14 protein-coding genes are annotated in these 21,074 nt (G+C 67.5%); 5 read left to right on the forward strand and 9 right to left on the reverse strand.

The features are described 5' to 3' along the window. The first annotated feature begins 84 nt into the window (after positions 1 to 84). Positions 85 to 951 carry a hypothetical protein gene (locus tag PMES_RS00640; RefSeq protein WP_159963590.1) on the forward strand — a complete coding sequence of 289 codons (867 nt, stop codon included), beginning with the start codon at positions 85 to 87 and terminating at the stop codon, positions 949 to 951. Between the two features lie 39 nt (positions 952 to 990). Here the strand turns inward: PMES_RS00640 and uvrA are convergent, their stop codons facing one another. The 5 genes from uvrA to PMES_RS00665 all read right to left on the reverse strand — a co-directional run bounded on the left by uvrA (position 991) and on the right by PMES_RS00665 (position 10,633). Then, complete coding sequence (gene uvrA / locus PMES_RS00645; protein WP_159963591.1) at positions 991 to 3,867, reverse strand: excinuclease ABC subunit UvrA; 2,877 nt, start codon at positions 3,865 to 3,867, stop codon at positions 991 to 993. A 234-nt stretch (positions 3,868 to 4,101) separates the two neighbouring features. After that, on the reverse strand, positions 4,102 to 4,680 hold the full coding sequence (locus tag PMES_RS00650; RefSeq protein WP_159963592.1) for a DUF924 family protein: 579 nt from the start codon (positions 4,678 to 4,680) through the stop codon (positions 4,102 to 4,104). Positions 4,681 to 4,743: 63 nt separating this feature from the next. Further along, positions 4,744 to 6,030, reverse strand: a complete 1,287-nt coding sequence (locus PMES_RS00655) for an MFS transporter (RefSeq protein ID WP_159963593.1) — start codon at positions 6,028 to 6,030, stop codon at positions 4,744 to 4,746. A gap of 221 nt (positions 6,031 to 6,251) precedes the next feature. Then, positions 6,252 to 7,313: a tRNA preQ1(34) S-adenosylmethionine ribosyltransferase-isomerase QueA gene (gene queA, locus PMES_RS00660; protein WP_159963594.1), complete on the reverse strand. Its 1,062-nt coding sequence runs from the start codon at positions 7,311 to 7,313 to the stop codon at positions 6,252 to 6,254. 26 nt (positions 7,314 to 7,339) lie between these two features. Continuing rightward, the gene (locus PMES_RS00665) at positions 7,340 to 10,633 is read right to left on the reverse strand and encodes a YhdP family protein (RefSeq protein WP_159963595.1); all 3,294 of its coding nucleotides are present in this window, start codon (positions 10,631 to 10,633) and stop codon (positions 7,340 to 7,342) included. Positions 10,634 to 10,833: 200 nt separating this feature from the next. On the opposite strand from PMES_RS00665, the gene PMES_RS00670 reads away from it, so the two are divergent. The 3 genes from PMES_RS00670 (at position 10,834) to PMES_RS00680 (ending at position 13,407) form a co-directional block, all read left to right on the forward strand. Continuing rightward, a complete protein-coding gene (locus tag PMES_RS00670) occupies positions 10,834 to 11,310 on the forward strand; it encodes a peroxiredoxin (protein ID WP_159963596.1) in 477 nt (158 codons plus the stop codon). Positions 11,311 to 11,576: 266 nt separating this feature from the next. Beyond that, positions 11,577 to 12,887: a M23 family metallopeptidase gene (locus PMES_RS00675; RefSeq protein WP_201288933.1), complete on the forward strand. Its 1,311-nt coding sequence runs from the start codon at positions 11,577 to 11,579 to the stop codon at positions 12,885 to 12,887. Between the two features lie 70 nt (positions 12,888 to 12,957). Continuing rightward, positions 12,958 to 13,407 (forward strand): bactofilin family protein, encoded by a 450-nt coding sequence (locus PMES_RS00680; protein ID WP_438943216.1) that lies wholly within the window; start codon positions 12,958 to 12,960, stop codon positions 13,405 to 13,407. A 273-nt stretch (positions 13,408 to 13,680) separates the two neighbouring features. Here PMES_RS00680 and prfB read toward each other — a convergent pair whose 3' ends face one another. From prfB to PMES_RS00700, 4 genes are all read right to left on the reverse strand, one after another. Next, positions 13,681 to 14,805, reverse strand: a complete 1,125-nt coding sequence (gene prfB / locus PMES_RS00685) for a peptide chain release factor 2 (protein WP_159963598.1) — start codon at positions 14,803 to 14,805, stop codon at positions 13,681 to 13,683. Positions 14,806 to 14,890: 85 nt separating this feature from the next. Next, positions 14,891 to 17,407: a penicillin-binding protein 1A gene (locus PMES_RS00690; RefSeq protein WP_159963599.1), complete on the reverse strand. Its 2,517-nt coding sequence runs from the start codon at positions 17,405 to 17,407 to the stop codon at positions 14,891 to 14,893. A gap of 140 nt (positions 17,408 to 17,547) precedes the next feature. After that, positions 17,548 to 18,807: an N-acetylmuramoyl-L-alanine amidase gene (locus PMES_RS00695; RefSeq protein WP_236549643.1), complete on the reverse strand. Its 1,260-nt coding sequence runs from the start codon at positions 18,805 to 18,807 to the stop codon at positions 17,548 to 17,550. 134 nt (positions 18,808 to 18,941) lie between these two features. Further along, a complete protein-coding gene (locus PMES_RS00700; RefSeq protein WP_159963623.1) occupies positions 18,942 to 20,081 on the reverse strand; it encodes a pyridoxal phosphate-dependent aminotransferase in 1,140 nt (379 codons plus the stop codon). A 208-nt stretch (positions 20,082 to 20,289) separates the two neighbouring features. Between PMES_RS00700 and PMES_RS00705 the strand changes: the two genes are divergently transcribed. Continuing rightward, positions 20,290 to 21,045, forward strand: a complete 756-nt coding sequence (locus PMES_RS00705) for a DsbA family protein (protein ID WP_159963600.1) — start codon at positions 20,290 to 20,292, stop codon at positions 21,043 to 21,045. Positions 21,046 to 21,074 lie beyond the last annotated feature (29 nt).

Raw genomic sequence — 21,074 nt, forward strand, 5'->3', positions numbered from 1 at the left:
TCTCCGATCCCGACTGGAGGCCCGGGGGGAACCGGAGCGGACACCGCCGGGTTCCAGACAGGCCAAGCTCCCGGAGGATGCGTCATGAAACCAAGTCTTGCCCTCGCCCTCGTGGCGGCATCCCTGTCATTGACCGCCATTCCAGCGGCAGCCAAGGAGCACAAGGAAAAGAAGGGCGGCAAGGCGAAGATCGAGATCGCATGCCCTGCCTTGCTGCAGCGCGAGGGCCTTTGCGACAAGGGAAAGATCAAGATCAAGCATAAGAAGGCCAAGGATCACGACGACGGCACGATCGCCGTCGAGATCAAGGGGCTTCAGGGTGGCAAGCGGACCATCCTGCTCGATCCGCAAATTCCGGCAGCCCGTCCTGCGGAAACGGCGGCACGGGCGGCCCCCGCTCCCGCGCCGGCCGCTCCGGCCATTCCCGCATCGAGCATCGCGCCCCGTGTCAGCCCCTTCCCGCGTCCGGCCCCGCCGGGACTTGCCATGACAACACGCGGCAACGCCCCGATCGAGATCGATCCGCGGCGCACCGTAATTTCGACCGACGAGCGGACCGATCCGGCAGCTGCAAGCCGGCGGTCGCAGACCATCACCGCGATCGAGACCATGCCGCGCCGGATCATGCTCGACACCGAGGCGCCCGAGATGATCGCCGCGCCCGGAACGCAGACGCGCTCCACCACGACAATCGCGGGCGGTGCGAAGACGGTGCGCCCCCAGCTGCAATCGGTCAGCCTCGATGACGGACAGCGCATCACCCGCGGCGAACGCCTCGATGGGGCGGTGCGTGCGCAATATGTTGGCCTGCGGGATCCCGCGCTTTTCGGATTGCCGGCCGTGACCGCGCCCCGGAGCTACCTGCGCATCGGCGACGCGGCCGTGGTCATCGACGACACGACCGGCGAAGTCCTGGATTTCCTGCCCCTTGGCAGCGTCACGATCAACTGAGCATCGGCGCGGTCCCGGCGGCAGGCCGGGACCATCACCTCATTCGGCCGCGATCTCGCGCGGTGAGAGCATCGGCTTGAGATAGTGACCGGTGTGGCTCTCGGCGACTTCGGCGACCGTCTCGGGCGTGCCTTCGGCCACCACCTGCCCCCCGCCATCACCCCCTTCGGGACCGATGTCGATGATCCAGTCCGCAGTCTTGATGACGTCGAGATTGTGTTCGATCACCACGACCGAATTGCCCTGCTCCACCAGCTCGTGCAGCACTTCCAGCAGCTTGCGCACATCCTCGAAATGCAGGCCCGTCGTCGGCTCGTCCAGGATGTAGAGAGTGCGACCGGTCGAGCGCCGCGCCAGCTCTTTCGACAGCTTCACGCGCTGCGCCTCGCCGCCTGACAGCGTGGTCGCCTGTTGTCCGACCTTGATGTAACCGAGACCCACCCGCATCAATGCGTCCATCTTCTCCCGGATCGACGGAACGGCCTGGAAGAAGCCCTGCGCGTCTTCAACCGTCATATCAAGAACGTCCGCTATGCTCTTGCCCTTGTGACGAATCTCCAGGGTTTCGCGATTGTATCTCTGGCCGTCGCACGTCTCGCAGGTCACGTAGACATCCGGCAGGAAATGCATCTCGATCTTGATCACGCCATCGCCTTGGCAGGCCTCGCAGCGGCCGCCCTTGACGTTGAAGCTGAAGCGGCCGGGCTTGTAGCCGCGTGCCTTCGACTCGGGCAGGCCCGCGAACCAGTCGCGGATCGGCGTGAAGGCCCCGGTATAGGTCGCGGGGTTGGACCGCGGCGTACGCCCGATGGGGCGCTGGTCGATGTCGATCACCTTGTCCAGATGCTCGAGCCCCTTGATCGTCTCGCAAGGGGCGGGCGTCTGGCGCGCCCCGTTCAGGCGCATCGAAGCCGTCTTGAACAGGGTCTCGATGGTGAGCGTGGATTTGCCGCCCCCAGACACGCCCGAGACGCAGACGAACTTGCCCAGCGGGAAATCGACCGAGATCCCGCGAAGGTTGTTCCCCACCGCCTTCACGACGCTGATCTTCTTCTTGTTGCCTTTGCGTCTTGTCTGCGGAACCGCGATTTCGCGCCGCCCGGCAAGGTAGTCGCCGGTGACGGAGGCGGGATTGTCGACGATCTGCTGCGGTGTGCCATGGGCCACCACGCTGCCACCATGAACGCCCGCGCCGGGGCCGATGTCGAAGACGTAGTCGGCCTCGCGGATCGCTTCCTCGTCATGCTCGACGACGATCACGGTATTGCCCTGATCGCGCAGGTTCTTCAGCGTCGTCAGAAGCCGGTCGTTGTCGCGTTGATGCAGGCCGATGGAGGGCTCGTCCAGCACGTAGAGCACGCCTGTCAGCCCCGAGCCGATCTGGCTCGCCAGCCGGATCCGCTGGCTCTCACCGCCCGAGAGCGTGCCGGCATTGCGGCTCAGCGTCAGGTATTCGAGCCCGACATTGTTCAGAAAACCAAGACGCTCGCGGATCTCCTTCAGGATGGCACGCGCGATCTCGTTCTTCTGCTGGCTCAGCGTCTGGGGAACCGTGTCGCACCATTCGAGCGCGTCTCGGATCGATTTCTCGACCACCGCGCCCACATGATGGTCCGCGATCCTGACCGCGAGTGCCTCGGGCCGCAGACGGTAGCCGCCGCAGGTGCCGCAAGGCCGGTTGTTCTGATAGCGCTCGAATTCCTCGCGCACCCAGGCGCTGTCGGTCTCGCGGTAGCGGCGCGCCATGTTGGGGATGACCCCCTCGAACGGCCGGCTGACGGTATAGACGCGCCCGCCCTCGTCGTAGCGAAAGCTGATCTCGGTCTTGCCCGAGCCTTGCAGGAAAACCTGCTGCACCTCTTCCGACAGGTCCTTCCAGCGGGTCGAGGGGCTGAATCCGTAATGCTTGGCGATCGACTGGATCGTCTGGGTGAAATGCGGGGATTTGCCCTTGCGCCACGGCGCGATGGCCCCGTCGCCGATCTTGAGGTTCTGGTCGGGCACCACGAGGCGCTCGTCGAAGAACAACTCCATCCCCAGCCCATCGCAGGCGGGACAGGCGCCGAAGGGCGCGTTGAACGAGAAGAGCCGCGGCTCGATTTCGGGAATGGTGAAGCCGCTGACCGGACAGGCGAAATTCTCCGAGAAGGTGATCCGCTCGGGCTCCGCTGGGGTCTCGCCCTCCTCCGCGCGCGGTGCCGTCTCGACGAGGGCGATGCCATCGGCGAGGTCGAGCGCGGTGCGCAGGCTGTCGGCCAGCCGCGTCTCGAGCCCCTCGCGCACCACGATCCGGTCCACGACCACGTCGATGTCATGGCGGAACTTCTTGTCGAGGGTCGGCGGCTCGTCGAGCTCGTAAAAGGTGCCGTCGACCTTCACACGCTGGAATCCCTGCTTGCGCAGCTCGAGGAATTCCTTGCGATACTCACCCTTGCGGTCACGCACGATCGGCGCGAGCAGGTAGCCGCGCGTGCCCTCCGGCAGCGCCATGATGCGGTCGACCATGTCCTGGACCTGCTGCGCCTCGATGGGCAGCCCCGTCGCCGGGCTGTAGGGGGTGCCGGCCCGCGCGAAGAGCAGACGCAGGTAGTCGTAGATCTCGGTGACGGTGCCGACGGTCGAGCGCGGGTTCTTGCTGGTCGTCTTCTGCTCGATGCTGATCGCGGGGCTCAGGCCGGAGATGTGATCGACATCGGGCTTGCCCATCATGTCGAGGAACTGGCGCGCATAGGCCGACAGGCTCTCGACATAGCGCCGCTGCCCCTCGGCGTAGATCGTGTCGAAGGCAAGGCTCGACTTGCCGGAGCCCGACAGGCCGGTGATCACCACGAGCTGGTCACGCGGAATGTCCACGTCGATGTTCTTGAGGTTGTGTTCGCGCGCGCCGCGCACCTCGATCTGCTTCAACTCGGCCATGTCCCACCTCTTCGCGAATGTGCAACAGATAGGAGCCGGCGGCGCGGAACCCAAGTGAAAAAAGAGAACGCACAGGGAACGGTTGCGGAAAACCGTAATTCCCCATCCGCTATATCACGCCATGGGCGCGGATTTCCCCGGGGCCATGCGACGATGGCACGCAGCCGTGGGGGCGTGGCGTGGCACTGCGGGCCCGCGACCGGGCGCCGATGGGGCGGCCCGGCTCGCGCGTGGTCACCCCTCCGATTGCAGCGCGCGCACCGTCGCGCCATAGGCGCCGGCATCGAGATACTCGCGCTCCACCGGCTTGCTCTGCCGTCCGAGCGCATCATTGCGATAGGGGAACCGTCCGAATTTGCGGATCACCTCGCGATGCGCGCGCGCGTGAAGCAGGTTGCCGGCGCCGCCATCCGGCATCCGGCTGAGCATCAGCCGCACGCAGCGATCCTGATCCACGAGATTCTCCGAGTGCATCAGCGGCAGGTAGAAGAACTGCCGCTCCGGCGCCGCGATGCGCAGGTCCCATTCCCGTCCGATCGCCGCCTTGGCCGCCCCGAGCGCGAGACCGTCGGTGGCGAAGGCCCGGCCCTCGCCGCGGAACATGTTGCGCGGGAACTGATCGGTGAGGATGATATAGGCGAGCGCGCTGCGCGGATCGGCGAGCCAATCCGTCATTCCGCCGTCCCGGGCGGCCTCCCATGCCGGTGCGAAGCGTGCGCGAATGCTCGTGTCGAGCGCCTCATCGACGTCGTACCAGCGGTCCTGACCGACCTCGTCGATCCAGAAATCGAGGATGTCCTGCGGCGTTGTCATGGGGTGCTCTCCGACCTCTTTACACATCTCTTCAAGACGATGTTTCGCAGCATCAAGCTTCGCTCACAACCCGGTGGCGGTGCTTGCCCTGCCTTCCTCTTCCTCGCGATCCTCGGCATCCTGCTCGGACACCCACTCCTGCGCGGCGCCGAGAGAGACGGCGGTCGCGCTCGGCAGGATCGACACGTAGGCCGAGCCGCTATCGGCAGTGGGCGCGGCGCGTCGCGTCATGCGCCACAGAGCATAGCCTGCCATTGCCAGCATCAGGGCACCGACGAAGAACCAGAAGCCATCGGGTCCGAACTCCTCCATCGCGATACCGGTCGCGAGCGGCCCCGTCACCGAGCCGACACCGTTGATGAAAAGGAGCCCGCCGGACGCGGCCGCCATGTCTTCCTGGTCAAGGTAATCGGCGGTATAGGCGATGAGCAGCGCGTAGAGCGGGTTCGACAGTCCGCCCAGCAGGAAGCCGACGACGAGGAGCACCGTGTAGCTGCCGCCCAGCCATACACCTGCGAGGCTGGAGAGGCCGCCCAGCAGGGCCGCCGCGAAGATCAGGGGCCGCCGGTCGAAGCGGTCCGACAGGTAGCCGATGGGATATTGCAGCAGCATCCCGCCGAGGTAGATCGCCGCCATGAAGCTTGCGACCTGCGGCACGGTCATGCCGATCTGCGTGGCATAGACGGAGGCCATGCCGAATTGCGCCGAGAAGACGCCGCCCATGATGAACATGCCCACGCAGCCCAGCGGCGAGAAATTGTAGAGTTGTCGAAGGCTCATCGGCTTTGTCGTGTCGAAAGCCGGGGTCGGATTGATCGACAGGAGGATCGGCGCAAAGCTCAGCGACACGAGCACCGAGGGGATCACGAAGAGGACGAATCCCGACGGATCGCCCAGCACCAGGAGGCCCTGCGCGATCACGATGCCGCCCATCTGCACGATCATGTAGAGCGAGAGCGACTGACCCCGTGTCTCGTTGGTGGCCGCGTTGTTGAGCCAGCTTTCCGCGGTCACGTAGACGCCGGAGAAGCAAAAGCCGACCGCGATGCGCAGCAAGGCCCAGGCCCAGGGGTCGGTCAGGGTCGGGTAGAGGATCAGGATCGCGGAGATGAACGAGCCCAGCGCGGCAAAGACCCGCACGTGGCCGACACGCCGGATCATGCTCGGCGCGAGCTGTGATCCGCCGAGAAAGCCGAGGAAATAGGCCGACATCACGATCGACATCTCGAAGGTCGAGAAGCCCTCGAGGGCGCCGCGCACACCCAGAAGCGTGCCCTGCATGCCGTTGCCGATCATCAGGAACAACATGCCGAGAAGCAGCGCCCATGCGCTTCCAAGAACCTGCAGCATGATTGACCCCTTCGATTCGTCCATTGCCCGTTCGCGGCGAGCGAGACTAGAGAAACGCGCCGAGAACAAGCAATTTCGCCCCTCGCTTCGCGTCACGACCGGATTTTGCCGACATCCCCCGCCCACGGCAGGTCACGGTGCATCCACAGCCGGGAAGCGGGTACGCCCTTCGCGGCTCCGCGGAGTGCCCCCCCCCCGAACGGCCCCGAACGGCCCCGGCCCTAGCCCTTCGGCAGCAGCAGGGACCCGTCGCCGTAAGAGAAGAACCGGTAGCGCTCGGCGATCGCATGGGCATAGACGCGCTTGATCTCGTCCTGCCCCATCAGCGCGGAGACCAGCATCATCAGGGTCGATTTGGGCAGGTGGAAATTCGTCATGAGCCCGTCGCAGACCTTGAACTCGAAACCGGGGGTGATGAAGATGTCGGTCTCGCCGCGCCAGGGCGCGATCGCCCCGCTGTCGCGCGCCGCCGATTCCAGGAGCCGCATCGCCGTCGTGCCGACCGGGATCACCCGGCCGCCCTCGGCGCGGGTCCGTGCGATCTGCGCCGCGGCATCCGGTGTCACTTCCCCCCATTCGGCATGCATCTTGTGGGTGCTGACATCCTCGACCTTGACCGGCAGGAAGGTGCCCGCCCCGACATGCAGCGTCACATAGGTCAGCTCGACCCCGCGCCGGCGCACTGCATCCAGAAGCCCTTCATCGAAATGCAGCGAGGCGGTCGGGGCGGCGACCGCGCCGCTGCGCCGCGCCCAGACGGTCTGGTAATCCTCGGCATCCTGCACGTCCGCCGCGCGCCTGGCGGCGATATAGGGCGGCAGCGGCATCGCACCGGCCCGGCTAAGCGCGTCGTCGAAATCGGCACCGCGCCGGTCGAAATCGAGAAACGCGGCACCCTCCTCACGCCCGAGCACCACCGCGCTCAGGTCCTCGGAGAAGAGGATGCGCTCGCCATCGCGGATCTTGCGCAGCGGCTTGACGAGGGCGCGCCAGCTTCCATCGGCACGCGGCTCGAGCAATGTCGCCTCGATCCGCGCCGCGCCATCCTGTTGCCCGCCCTGCCCCTTGCGCAGGCGTATCCCGTTCAGGCGCGCGGGGATGACCTTCGTGTCGTTGAGCACCAGCCGGTCGCCGGGGCGCAGCCAGTCCGGGAGATCACCCATCACCGCATCGGTGATCTCGCCGGCGCTGTCCACCAGCAAGCGCGCCGAGGAGCGCGGCCGCGCCGGCCGCGTCGCGATCAGCGTCTCGGGCAGATCGAAATCGAAATCGCTGAGCTTCATCTGTGCCTCCGCAGGGATTCGAGGCGCTAGTTACGGCTTGGTGGCGGCTTTCGGAAGATCTCGCGGAACATTCCGGGCGTCAGGAGCGATAGCGGGTTGACCCCGACATCCGGCGCACCCGCCGATCCGGCCAGGGTGAAGCTGACACCGAAAAGCCCCTCGCCGCGCCGCGTGAAGATCGATCCGATCCCGTTGAGAAGGTAGATCGGCGAGACAACGCCCTGCATGTCCATCCGCTTGGTCTCGAGGTCATAGACCCCGTCCATGGAAATCCCGAGCGAGGCCCCGACGGCGCTCGAGCTGTAGAGCGCGAGGCGGCCGGGCGACAATCCGAAATCGGCCGTCGCGTCCTCGAACACGATGCCGCGCCCGTTCAGCTGCTCAAGCAGGCCGACCACGCTGATGGCGGCGAGAAGATCCGCGAGGGCCGGCGCGCCGCGCACCCTTGGCCCGCGCACCGTCAGCCGCCCGTCATAGCTGCCGGGCGCGCCAGTCGGCTGCAGCCGCAGCTCCATCTGCCCGTCATGCACGCGCTCGGTGATGCCCGCATCGCGCAGCACCGCCCCGCCGTCGGGCGCGGTCACCCGGAGCGCCGTGCCCGTCCCGGTGTTCACCAGAGCGCCGGCGACCCGCGCCCCGCCATTGACCCGCCCGCTCAGCCGCCCGTCAAAGCCGCGCCCCGCGTCGATCTGTGCGGTGAAGGGCGAGAGCGCGATCGTATCCGTGAGGCGCAGCGTGTCGAGCGAAAGGCTGATGGGGCCATGCGCGGCCGCATCCCCCCCGGCCCGGCCCCCGCCGCCCTCCCTGCCCCCGCCGCGCGGTGCGCCGCGTGCATCGAGCCGCCCCCCGGTCAGCGCGATGGCGGGGGGACGTCCCGCGCCGCGTCCCGTCACCGTGGCCGCGACATCGAGCCAGGGCCTCAGCCGCACCCTGTCGAGCCGCGCCGTGCCGAGCCCGCCGCCCGGCGCGGCCGTGATGCTGCCGCGCGCCTCGAGCCCTGCCGCGGCGAGGGCGATGCGCTCGACCTTGGGCGCCGCGCCGAGCCGGGCGCTGAGCGACAGCTCGCCCGCCTGCCCCGCCGGCTTGCGCCAGTCCAGCGCCGGCACCGAAAGGGCGATGCCCCGCAATGCGCTTTCGAGCGTCAGGGCGGGCGGCGCGCCGCGTTCCAGATCGAGCGTGTAGCGCCCCGTTCCCGTGCCGCTGACAACCCCCGCGGGCAGCGCCACCCCGAAGGTGCGCAGCGTCTGCGGGCCGAGGGCGACGCTGCCGGTCACACGGCTGCGGCCCCGGGCGCCCGCCGTGAGGGGCTGCCGCCAGCGAAAGGTGGTCGCGACCCCGTCGATCGCGGCATCCCCCGAGACGGTCAGCGCGGCGGGATCGGCCGCGACGACGAGGCGCTGCGCCGTCAGACGCCGCCCTTTCACGATCCGGTCGCTGGAGACGTCCGTGAGGATCGCCTGGGCGTCGAAGATCACGTCCTCGGGCGTGTTGCCCTTGCGCAGCTCCAGGGCGATCTCTGCGCGGCCGCTGACCTGCGCCTCTGCCAGGTCCGGCGCGCGGCCGCTCGCCTTCAACGCGTTCAGGGGCGGGCGGTCCAGCAGCGCCAGCAAGGCCGTCATGCTGCCATCGGCGGCAAGGGAGAACTCCCCCCGCGCCGGCTTGCGCCGGATGTCGGGAACGGTCATCGTCGTGCCGGAAAGATCGAGCGGGCCGCCCATGCGCGGCGTGACGATGCCCTCCTCGAGCCGGATGACGAAACGCCCGTCCGAAAACGCGCCGTATCCCGCCCCGCCGGTGATCGGCGGCATCTGCTTGAGGAAGGTCACGCTGGCGTCGCGAAAGCTGAAATTCGCGGCGCTGCGCGGCGGCTTGCCGGGCGAGAGGCGCAGCGCGGCCGTCACGTCCTCGATCACCGCCGCATGCAGGTATTTGTCGAGCCAGGCCCGCGTCTTGGCCGCGACGGGAACCGGCCAGAAGGCGGAGATCATTTCTCTCGGGAGTCGCTCCGAAGTCACGTCGAGCGCCGCGCTCCAGCCGTTTGGGGCGGCCGCCACCTGCCCGCTCACATCGATGCGGCCCATGCCCGGCCCATCACCCTCGAGCAGGACCAGCTGACCGATGCGCAATTCCAGGGGATCGAGCCCCACGCGCAGATCGGCGATGCCCCGCGCGAGCCGTACCGGGCCACCGAAGATGTCGCGCCGCTCGAAGGTCAGATCGCGCAGGTCGAGCTGTGCGAGCAGCGCGCGCGGAAAGCCGGCCGCATCGGGATCGCGCAGATAGGCATGCCCCGACAGCGCGGCATCGAGGCTCGGCCCGCGCAAGGTCACGTCGTCGAGGTCGATCCGGCCGGCGGCGGGATCGAAGCGGAGCGCGGCGCGGGCGCCGTCGAAGGGGACCGGATCGCGCGAGGCGCCGGGTCGCAGGACGCCGGCGCCGATCGACAGCGCCGCCTGCAGGTCCCGCGGCGCCCCTTGGGCATCGAGGCGTCCACGCGCCTCGCCCGAGATCAGCGCATCGAGCAGGGCGAGCGGCGCCAATGCCGGCGATTGCGGCGCCAGGTCCGAGGCGGCCACATCGCGCATTTCCACGTGCAGCGCGGCGCTCGAATCGCCGGCGGCCGTCGTCAGGAGGCCCGAGAGCGTCGCCCCGCCGGGACCGGTCAGATCGAGCGACAACTCGGCCCCCTCCGCGCGCCTGTCCAGCGCGGCCCCGCCTTCGAGATGCCAGCTCCTGTCGCCCTCGACACTGCGCAACGTGACACGGCTCCGTGCGATCTCGATCCGCTGCAATCCGGCAAGGGCCTGCGCGGCAAGGGCCGCGTCGAGCGCGTCCAGCGCCTCGGCCGGACCGTGGACCGCCTGTCCTCCGCCCCCGAAGCCAAGGGTCAAGCGGCCCTGCGCATCGCGCCGCACCGCCATGTCGAGACCTTCGAGCCGAAGGATACGCGGTGCGAAGCGTCCGCGCAGGATGCCGCCGGGCGAGAATGCCGCCCCCACTGTCTCGAGCCGGATCGGATCGGCCCCGCCCCTTGGCGAGAGGGCCACGCCGCGAACGGTCAGGCGGGGAATGCCCTCGGCGTCGATCGCGAAGACGATGTCGTCGATGGCGATGTCGAACCCGAGCCCCGCGCGCGCCAGCCGCGCCTCGATCCGCTCGACGAAACCGCCGGGCAGATGGAGCGGCGCGCCGCTGGCCCAAAGCCCCGCAAGCAGGAGCGCAAGGGCGACCGCCAGTACGCTGGCAAGGCGCACGATCGCGCGTATCGGGCGCCATGGGGCCGGCTTGCGCCTTCTGCGCCGCACGTCCGTCTCGACCATCGTGACCGGGGCCTCCCCTTCGATCCAGTTCCGCGCGGCCGCATTCCCGCGCCCCGCCGCCATGCGCACCCGGCACTCGGGCCCTCGGCCTCGCTCTCCCGGCCCCGCCCCGCGGCCGCCGCTTTATCTTCTCGCGAAGTTGCGCCAAGTTCCACCGCAGTCTGCGACAGGCAACCCTCATGCGAAGCGAAAGGCCGCCGATGCCCGAAACTGGCGAGATCGCCCCCGATTTCACCCTGCCGCGCGATGACGGCCCGCCGCTCACCCTGAGCGATCAGCGCGGGCAGCGTGTCGTTCTCTTCTTCTATCCGCGCGATGCCACCGCGGGCTGCACCGCGCAGGCGCGGGGCTTCTCCGAGCGTCTGGACGCGTTCACGGCACTCGGAACGCAGGTCTGGGGCATCTCCCGCGACAGCCTTGCGAGCCATGCCCGGTTTCGGGAAAAACATGCCCTGCGCGTGCCGCTTCTGTCGGATGCGCAGGAGCCGGCGGAGAATGGGGTCTGCGCCCTCTACGGCGTGTGGAGAGAGAAGAAGCTCTACGGGCGCGTGCATATGGGCATCCTGCGAAGCACCTTTCTGATCGGCGCGGATGGCCGCATCGCGGCCTCCTGGACCGGGGTGCGGGTGCCGGGTCATGTCGATGCCGTTTATGATGCCATCGCCGATACGCGATGACGGAGCCCTGCGCCAATACACCGAAAGAGCCGCGCCCCGTATGAAATGTGCATGTCTGAGAGTGTAATCCGGTCTCGCTCAACCTAAAGGAGCATCACGGCCAAGTGAGGACCGGCGGTAAATCGCCGATACGGGCGGTAATCCCGCCGAGTTTCAAGGGCCGCCGGTTAATTTCTTGCGGTGATGCAATCGGGTCGCTAACCCCTAGTCACGCGGTCAGTTCCCAACGAACGACCGTGCGGGGATGGCTACTACGGGGATACTTCGTGACTCAGAAGCGATTTGCTTTCATCGACACCGCTCTTGCACGCGCATTTCCCGAACAGCGACTCTTTTTGAGATCGGACCGCGAAACGCGGTTCATCCGTCTCTCTCCGGCCACACAACTTGTCGCCCTGAGTGGCAGCGCCCTCGTCGTCGGCTGGTCGATCGTCGCCTCGGCGATCCTGCTGATGGACACGATCGGGGCCGGCTCGGTCCGCGAGCAGACCCAGCGCGAGCAGATCCTCTACGAAGACCGCCTGAACGTCCTGTCGCAGGAACGCGAGAATGCCCTGCACCAGGCGGGCGATGCGCATGAGCGGTTCAACGCCGCGCTTTCGCAGGTATCCGACATGCAGGCCGCCCTTCTGGATTCGGAGCTGCGCCGCCACGAGCTCGAGCGCGGGATCGAAGTGACGCAGGACACGCTGCGCCGCACCCTCAAGGAGCGCGACATGGCGCGTGCGGCGCAGGCCGAGCTTGCCGGACAGGACGGCGCGGCCGCGGATGCCGCGGCGGGTGCCGAGGATCTGGCCAGCACCCTCGACATGCTGAGCGCCGCGCTCGACGCGACCTCCGGCCAGCGCGACGCGATGGCGCACGAGGCCGCCGAAGCCGAGCGCTTCGTCGAGGAGATGATGCACAAGGCCAGGCTCGCCGAGCAGCGCAACGACGAGATCTTCACCAAGCTCGAGGATGCCTTGTCCGTTTCGGTCGAGCCGCTCGACAAGATGTTCCGCAAGGCCGGTCTCGATTCGGAATCGCTGCTGGCCACGGTGCGCCGCGGCTATTCGGGCCTCGGTGGCCCGCTGACCCCGATGAGCTTCTCGACCAAGGGCCAGGCGCCCGATGCGAACAGCATGAGGACCAATTCGATCCTCGAGAAGCTCGACAAGATGAACCTCTATCGCATCGCCGCGCAGAAATCGCCCTTCGCGGTTCCGATCAAGGATTCCTTTCGCTTCACCAGCGGTTTCGGGCCGCGCTGGGGACGGATGCATAACGGGACCGACTTCGCCGCGAGCCTCGGCACGCCGATCTATTCGACCGCCGATGGCGTCGTGATCCATTCGGGATGGTCTTCGGGTTTCGGCAAATTGGTTAAGATCCAGCACGAGTTCGGGATCCAGACATATTACGCACACCAGTCCAAGCTGCGGGTCAAAAAGGGACAAAGGGTATCGCGCGGTGAACGCATCGGTGATATGGGAAGTACGGGCCGTTCGACAGGCGTCCACCTTCACTATGAAGTCCGCGTGGACGGGAAACCCGTCAACCCGATGACCTATATCAAGGCAGCGAAAGATGTTTTCTAAGAGCAAGATACATGAGCCTGGCCCCCGGCAGGGTGGCGAGACCGCAGCGCAACACCCCAACGAGTACGAGATGAACGCACCCAAGACGTCCACGACCCTTCCCGCTGCTGCCTCGAAGTCCAAGCCCCCTGCGTCGGTCCTCTCGGCGGACCTGCTGATCAAGGGCAACATCAAGACCACGGGCGATGTCCAGATCGAGGGCAATGTCGAGGGCGACATCCGTGCCCACCTGCTGACCGTTGGCGAAGGCGCGACCGTGAAGGGTGAGGTCATGGCCGACGATGTCGTGGTCAACGGCCGCGTGATCGGCCGTGTGCGCGGCCTCAAGGTGCGCCTGACCTCGACCGCACGTGTCGAGGGCGACATCATCCACAAGACGATCGCGATCGAAAGCGGCGCGCATTTCGAAGGCTCCGTTTCGCGCCGCGAAGACCCGCTGAGCACCTCCGGTGGCGGCCGCTCCGGTAGTCCGCAGGGTCAACCCGCGCCCCAGGAGCAGGGCACGCGCTCCGCAGGCTGACACAGCTGTTTCAATGCAATCGAAAAGGGCGCCCGGCTTGCCAGCCGCGGCGCCCTTTTCGATCTCTGTGCCGCCCTTGAACCGGCCGGAGGGCCAGGGTGATCGGGCGTTCGAAGGCCGCCGCGGTCTCGGCTCTACGGCCTCGATGCCGGGCATGCGCGCCGCCATGACACCCGCAGCATCGGGTCCCACGCTCCGCCCACCGGCCATTTCCGGCCGTGGGCGGAGCGTGGGACGGCACGCGCCATCGCGGCGCCGTCGAAGCTGGAGGGATCAGTCCTCGCCCTGCGCCTCGGCGCGGCTCTTGCCGGCCACGTCGAGGGCAAGCGTAGCCGCCATGAACGCGTCGAGATCGCCGTCGAGCACGCCTTGCGTGTCGGAGGTCTCCGTCGAGGTGCGCAGGTCCTTCACCATCTGGTATGGCTGCAGCACATAGGAGCGGATCTGGTTGCCCCAGCCGGCCGATCCCTTGTTCTCATGCGCCTCGGTGATCGCGGCGTTCCGGCGGTCGAGCTCGATCTGGTAGAGGCGTGACTTCAGCGCCTTCATCGCGATGTCGCGGTTCTGGTGCTGGGACTTCTCGGAGGAGGTCACGACGATGCCGGTGGGGATATGGGTGATGCGCACGGCCGAGTCGGTCGTGTTCACGTGCTGGCCGCCCGCGCCCGAGGAGCGGTAGGTGTCGAGGCGGATGTCGGAGGGATTGACCTCGATCTCGATATTGTCGTCGACGACCGGGTAGACCCAGACGCTTGCGAACGAGGTCTCGCGCGTTCCCTTGCCGAAGGGCGAGATGCGCACCAAGCGGTGCACGCCGGATTCGGTCTTGAGCCAGCCATAGGCATTCTGCCCGCTGATCTTGTAGGAGACGGACTTGATCCCGGCCTCGGCGCCAGCCTCCTCCGATTGCAGCTCGACCTTGTAGCCCTTCTTCTCGGCCCAGCGGACATACATGCGCTGCAGCATCTGCGCCCAGTCGCAGGCCTCGGTGCCACCGGCGCCGGCATTGATCTCGAGAAAGCTGTCATTGCCATCGGCTTCGCCGTCCAGCAGCGCCTCGATCTCGGCCTTCTCGGCGCTCATGCGCAGCGTCTTGAGGGCGGCTTCCGCCTCGGCGATGACCTCGGCATCCTCCTCCGCCTCGCCCAGCTCGATCAGCTCGACGTTGTCGGAAAGCTCGCGCGCCATCGCGGTATAGCGCTCCATCGTGTCCACGAGGTTCTGCCGGTCGCGCATCAGTTTCTGCGCCTTTTCGGGATCGTCCCAAAGGCCCGGATCCTCGACCATCGCGTTGAATTCCTCGAGCCGGTGCGGCGCCGTTTCCCAATCCATGCGCTGCCGCAGCAGCGTCAGGGATTTCTCGATCGCCTGAACCGTGTTCTGCGTCTCAGCCCGCATTCGTCGTCCTTCCCGCGTGAAAATTCGCCCCGCCGCTGATAGCAACGGGGCGCGCGCGCAGCAAGCGCTGCGCCATGTTGTGCCGTCAGTAGAGGCCGCCCGAGGAGAGCGTCCCGAAGGTCGCTTTCTTCTTGGGGATCACCTTCACCGCGCCCGTCGCATCGCGCACCTGCTGGCCGACATTGCTGCCCTGCTCTGAGAAGAGCGGCAGGTTGTCCCCCATCGCGAAACCGCCATCGAAGGAAACCCCGAAGACCGGCTCCTCGCCCAGGCGGAAATACTCGGCCACGACATTGTCGCCCGTGGCATCGTCGCTGAGCCGTGCGCCCGTATGGCGATCGATCTTGATGAACTGCCCGCCTTCGGGCACCTCGAAGGGGCCACCGCCGTATTTCTCTGTCGCCTTCTTCATGTATTCGTCGAAAACCGGGCCGCACATCGTGCCGCCCGCGGCCCCCCGGCCCAGAGAGCGGGGCCGGTCATGACCGATATAGCACCCCGCCGCGATGTTGCTGGTGAAGCCCACGAACCAGACATCCTTGGAATCGTTGGTGGTGCCGGTCTTGCCGGCAACGGGCACGTCGAGATTGACGCGGCCCTTCGCGGTGCCGCGCTCGACCACGCCGCGCATCATCGAGGTCAGCTGGTAGGCGGTGACCGCATCCATCACCCGCTCGCGGTCGCTGGCGATGCGTGGCGCCTGTCCGGGCGGCAGCGCGGCGCTGTCGCAATCGAGGCAGCTGCGCGGATCGTGCTTGTAGACGGTCTTGCCGTAGCGGTCCTGCACCCTGTCCACGAGGGTGGGCTCGACCCGCTCACCGCCATTGGCGAACATCGCGTAGGCGGCGACCATCTTGTAGAGCGTCGTCTCCTCCGAGCCCAGCGAGTTCGCCAGGAAGCGGCCCATGTTGTCGTAGACGCCGAACTTCTCGGCATAGCGCGCGACGGTTTCCATGCCGATCTCCTCGGCCAGACGCACCGTCATCAGGTTGCGCGACTGCTCGATCCCGGTGCGCAGCGGGGTCGGACCATAGAAGCGGTTGGTATAGTTCTTGGGCCGCCACAGGCCCTGCGGCGTGTTGATCTCGATCGGCGCGTCGACCACGACCGTGGCCGGCGAGAAGCCCGAATCGAGCGCGGCGGCATAGACGAAGGGCTTGAAGCTCGAGCCGGGCTGGCGCGTCGCCTGCGTGGCGCGATTGAACACGGAATGCTGATAGGAAAAGCCGCCCTGCATCGACAGGACCCGGCCCGTATGCACGTCCATCGCCGTGAACGCCCCCTCGACCTCGGGAACCTGGCGCAACGTCCAGCGGATGAAGCTGCCGTCGTCATCGGCGGTCATCCGGCGCACATGGACGACATCGCCCACTTCCAGCAGCGCGGGAAGCGACTTGCCGGTCCATTCCACGTCGCGCGCCGGAACCACGGGCGGGGGCGCGTCGGCGCCGGTATCCTCGATCCCGAGGCGGGCCTGCTCGGCGCCGACTTCGAGTACGACCGCCGGAAGCCAGGGCGCTTCCAGGTCGATATCGCGCGCGATGTCGGTTCCGGCCAGCGCCTCGCGCCATGCCTCCTCGGAGGCGAGCGCCTCGGCCGGCAGGCTCAAACCGCTGCCGCGCCAGCGTCCGAGGCCGCGGTCATAGCTTTCGAGACCGCGGCGCAGGGCGGAGGCGGCGACTTCCTGCAATTCGGGGTCGAGCGTGGCGCGCACCGCCATGCCCCCGCCGAAGAACTCCCCTTCGCCGAAATCCCGGCTCAGCTGCCGGCGGATCTCGTCGGTGAAGTAGTCGCGCGGCGGCAGGGCCGATTTGAAACTGTCGAAATCGCCGTTCTGAACCGAGAGCAGCGGTGCGACCCGCGCGCTGCGATAGGCCTCCTCGTCGATATAGCCGTTCTCGTACATTTCGCGCAGCACGAAGTTGCGCCGCGAGATCGCCCGTTCGCGGGCACGCACCGGGTGATAGGTCGAGGGCGCCTTCGGCAGGGCAGCGAGATAGGCGGCCTCCTGCGGCTCGAGCTGTGAGAGGGTCTTGTTGAAATAGGTCTGCGCGGCCGCCGCGACCCCGAAGGAGTTCTGCCCCAGGAAGATCTCGTTGAGATACAGCTCGAGTATCTTGTCCTTCGACAAGGTGCCCTCGATCCGGCTCGCGAGGATCAGCTCCTTGACCTTGCGCTCGGCCGAACGCTCCCCCCCGAGAAGGAAGTTCTTCATGACCTGCTGCGTGATGGTCGAGGCGCCGCGCACCGCGCCGCCGCGTGCCGCGTCGATCGCCGCGGCGACCATGCCGCGCGGATCATAGCCTTTGTGGGTATAGAAATTCTTGTCCTCGGCAGAGATGAAGGCATGCTTGACCATGTCCGGGATCTCGGCGGCCGGCGCGAAGAGGCGACGCTCCTCGGCGAACTCGTCGATGATCCGCCCCTCCCCCGAATAGATCCGGCTGATCGTGGGCGGAGCATAGCTCGCCAGCTGATCGGTGTTGGGCAGGTCACGCCCATACATCCAGAAGATCGCGCCGATGGTCAGGGCAACCCCGATGGCCCCGAGGGTGACCATCGTGAATATGCCGCCGAAGAAGGATATGACGAAACGGATCAAGGCGTGTCTCCTGCCTGTCTCCCGGCCCGCCTGCCGGGAATGCCCCTGCTATAGACCTCGCCGGCGGCCCGGTCAAAACGCAAGGCGCGCAAACCCGGCCGATCGGCGCCCTTGCGGGCACAATCGCGCGAGCGCGGCACTCAGCGGCGCAGCAACTCGCCCTCGCGCGCATCCTCCTCGCCCCAGGCGAGAAGCGCGTCCCGGATGCCGGCGGCGGCCCTGCCCCGCCATGCGGGTGATGTCAGCCGTTCCAGATCGCTCCGGCTCGACAGGAACCCCAGTTCGATCAGCGCCGATGGGATGTCGGGCGCCTTGAGCACCGAGAAGCCCGCGCGCAGACGGGGCCGCTTGTGCATATCCCCGGTCTGCGCCGCGATCCCGGCGACGAGCGCATCGGCAAGCCGGTCCGATCGCGGCTCCGTCTCGAGCCGGGCAAGGTCCATGAGCACGGTTGCGACCGCGTCGTCGTGATAGGTCAGGTCCACGCCCGACAGCAGATCGGCCCTGTCGTGACGCTCCGCCAGCCGCGCGGATGCCTCGTCCGTGGCCGCGGCGGACAGCGTGTAGACGCTCGCGCCGGAGGCATTGCCTTCCGCCAGCGCATCGGCATGCAGCGACAGGAACGCGTCCGCCTCGACCTTGCGCGCAAAGCTCACCCGCGCCTCGAGCGGCACGAAGACATCCTCCTCGCGCGTCAGCGACACTTCCATCCCGGCCGCCCGCAGCACCTGCGCCAGCTCCAGCGCGAAGGTCAGCATCAGGTCCGCCTCGTCGAGCGCATCGACCTCCGCGCCCGGATCGATGCCGCCATGACCGGGATCGAGGACCACCCTGAGCGGCCGCTCGCCGGTGCGCCGCGCGCGGGCCTTCGGCATTTCCACCGCCCTGGGCCGCGACAGATCGCTCCCCGGCGGCGGGCCGGCGAGTTCGGCGAAGCGCCTGGCATCGGTCGGTGCGAGTTGAAGCTTCATGATCGCCCGGCCGGACGGGCCCGCGGCGGTCAGGCCGGCCGTCTCGACGATCATCGGCTCGGCGAGCGCGATCACCATGCGCGACCACCCTTCGGCGAAGGCGCCATACCGCAGGGCCGCGATTCGGTCGCTTGCCACCCGCTCCTCGAGAGCCGCGCCCGTGAAGTCGACCTCGTTGAAATCGAGGATCAGCCGGGGCGGCGCGTCGAGGGTGAAGACGCGCCATGGCACCGGTTGGCTCAGCGCCAGCGTGATCTGGAGCACCGCCCCGAAATCGACGATCTCCGATTGCGCGGCGACCGGGCGGGCAAGCGCCGTCAGCGGGACATCATCGCCGAAAGGCTGGGCGCCGGACGCGCCGGGTTGCCCCATCGCAAGCGCCAGACACAGCCCCGCGAGGGCCGCCATGTTGCATACCTTCATCTGCATCGCCTGAATACTGCTTGGGTTCTTGACGACCCGATAGGCGAAGGTTAGCGCAAGAATCCGCCGACCGGAACATCAAAGGCCGCCTCGGGGCTGCAAAAATCGCGCCCGGCCCATGCCCCGACCACCTGCCGGCCTCAGCGCGCCTTGTGCCAGCGGGTCAGCCGTTCGATCCCCTCGGTGATGTCCCGCGTCGAACCGGCATAGGAAAACCTTATGTATTCATGCCCGCGTGCGGGATCGAAATCGAGGCCCGGCGTCACCGCGACGCCCGCCTCCCGAAGGATCTCGGCGCACAGATCGAGGCTGCTGTCGGTCATCTGCGAGACATCGGCATAGACGTAGAAGGCCCCGTCCGGCGGCGCGATCCGGGTGAAGCCGGCCTTCGGCAACCCCTCGAGGAGCAAGGCGCGGTTGCGCGTGTAGACCTCGAGGTTGCCGCGCAGCTCCTCGTCGCAGTCCATCGCCGCCAGCGCCGCGACCTGGGAGGCGTGGCTCGCGCAGATGAACATGTTCTGCGCCAGGCGCTCGAAGGTCCTGACGCGATCCTCTGGCACGACCATCCAGCCGATGCGCCATCCGGTCATCGAGAAATACTTCGAGAAACTGTTCACGACGACCACGTCGTCGGAGATCTCGAGCGCGCTGACCGCGCGGCGCTCGTAATCGATGCCGTGGTAGATCTCGTCCGAGACGACCGCCGCCCCCTGCGCATGGGCCGCCTCGACAAGGGCACGCAGCGCGTCGTGATCGAGCATCGTTCCCGCGGGATTGCCCGGCGAGGCAAGAATGAGCCCGGCCGCATCGGCCGGCAGATCCCCGGGCCGCGGCTGGAACCGCTCATCGAGGCGTGTCTCGATCCCGACCGCATCGAGGCTCAGCGCCTTGAGGATATGGCGGTAGGAGGGATATCCGGGCAGGCCCAGCGCCACCTTCTCACCCGCATCGAAAAGCGCCGTGAAGGCCAGCAGGAACCCCGCCGAGGCACCCGAAGTCACGACCACGCGCTCCGCCGGCAGGGTGATGCCGTACCAGTCGGCATAAAGGCGCGCGATCCGCGCCCGGAGCTCCGGCAGGCCCAGCGCCACGGTATAGCCCAGCGGGCCGTCCTCCAGCGCGGCGGCCACGGCGCGCCGCGCGCCCGCCGGCGCCCCCGTTCCGGGCTGCCCCACCTCCATGTGAATGATCCGGCGCCCCTCGGCCTCGGCGCGCCGCGCCTGCTCCATCACATCCATGACGATAAACGGATCCACCTGTCCGCGTTGCGATTGTCTCATCGCGATCTCCTCGGCCATCCTGCGGCGCATGCGCCATCCTGCGGCGCATGCGCCATCCTGCGGCTCGCAATGCCCGCCCGCGCGGCGCGGGTCAATCGCGGCGCCGCGATCACGATCGAGTGAAGGGACACTTGCCCCGCCGGCGATCTGTGCGAGTGTGCGCGCGTGCCGGAGCGCTCCGGCGCCATGCAGCAAACAGGAGCCCTCCATGCGTATTCCCTATAAAACCTTCGGCGCGCTCGCCCTGTCGAGCGCACTTGCGGCGCCGGCCATGGCCACCGACATCACGCAGATGAGCGATGTCGAGACAGAAGCTTTCGGCGCCCAGGTGCGCAGCTACCTTCTGGAGAATCCCGAGGTTCTCATGGAAGCGATCGCCGTGCTCGAACAGCGCCAGGCGCAGCAGGCCGCAAGCTCCGACATCGACATGATCGAGCAGAACCGCGCGGCCCTTTTCGAGGACGAAAGCGCCTATGTCGGCGGCAATCCCGAGGGTGACGTGACGATGGTCGAGTTTCTCGATTATCGCTGCGGCTATTGCCGGAAGGCGCATCCCGAGGTGGCCGAACTGGTGGAATCGGACGGCAACATCCGCATCATCGTCAAGGAGTTCCCGATCCTGGGCGAGGAATCGCTGCGCGGCTCGCAATTCGCGCTGGCCGTCCTGCGCATGGCCGGCGGTGATGCCTACAAGAGCGTGATGGACAAGCTGATGACGCAGCGCGAGGCCATCACCGAGGACAGCCTGCGCAGCCTTGCCAAGGAAGAAGGCCTCGACGCCGATGCCCTCATCGAGGAGATGTCATCGCCGCAGATCGCGCAGATCATCGAAGAGAACCGGGCCCTCGCCACGCGGATGCAGATCAACGGCACCCCGAGCTTCATCTTCGGCGACCAGATGGTGCGCGGCTACATCCCGCTCGATACCATGCAGCAGATCGTCGAGGAAGAACGCGAGAGCTGACATCGCGGCGCCGGCAGCCGGGAGGGGCG

The organism is Profundibacterium mesophilum KAUST100406-0324, assembly GCF_009835145.1.
In the GTDB taxonomy this organism is placed as follows: domain Bacteria; phylum Pseudomonadota; class Alphaproteobacteria; order Rhodobacterales; family Rhodobacteraceae; genus Profundibacterium; species Profundibacterium mesophilum.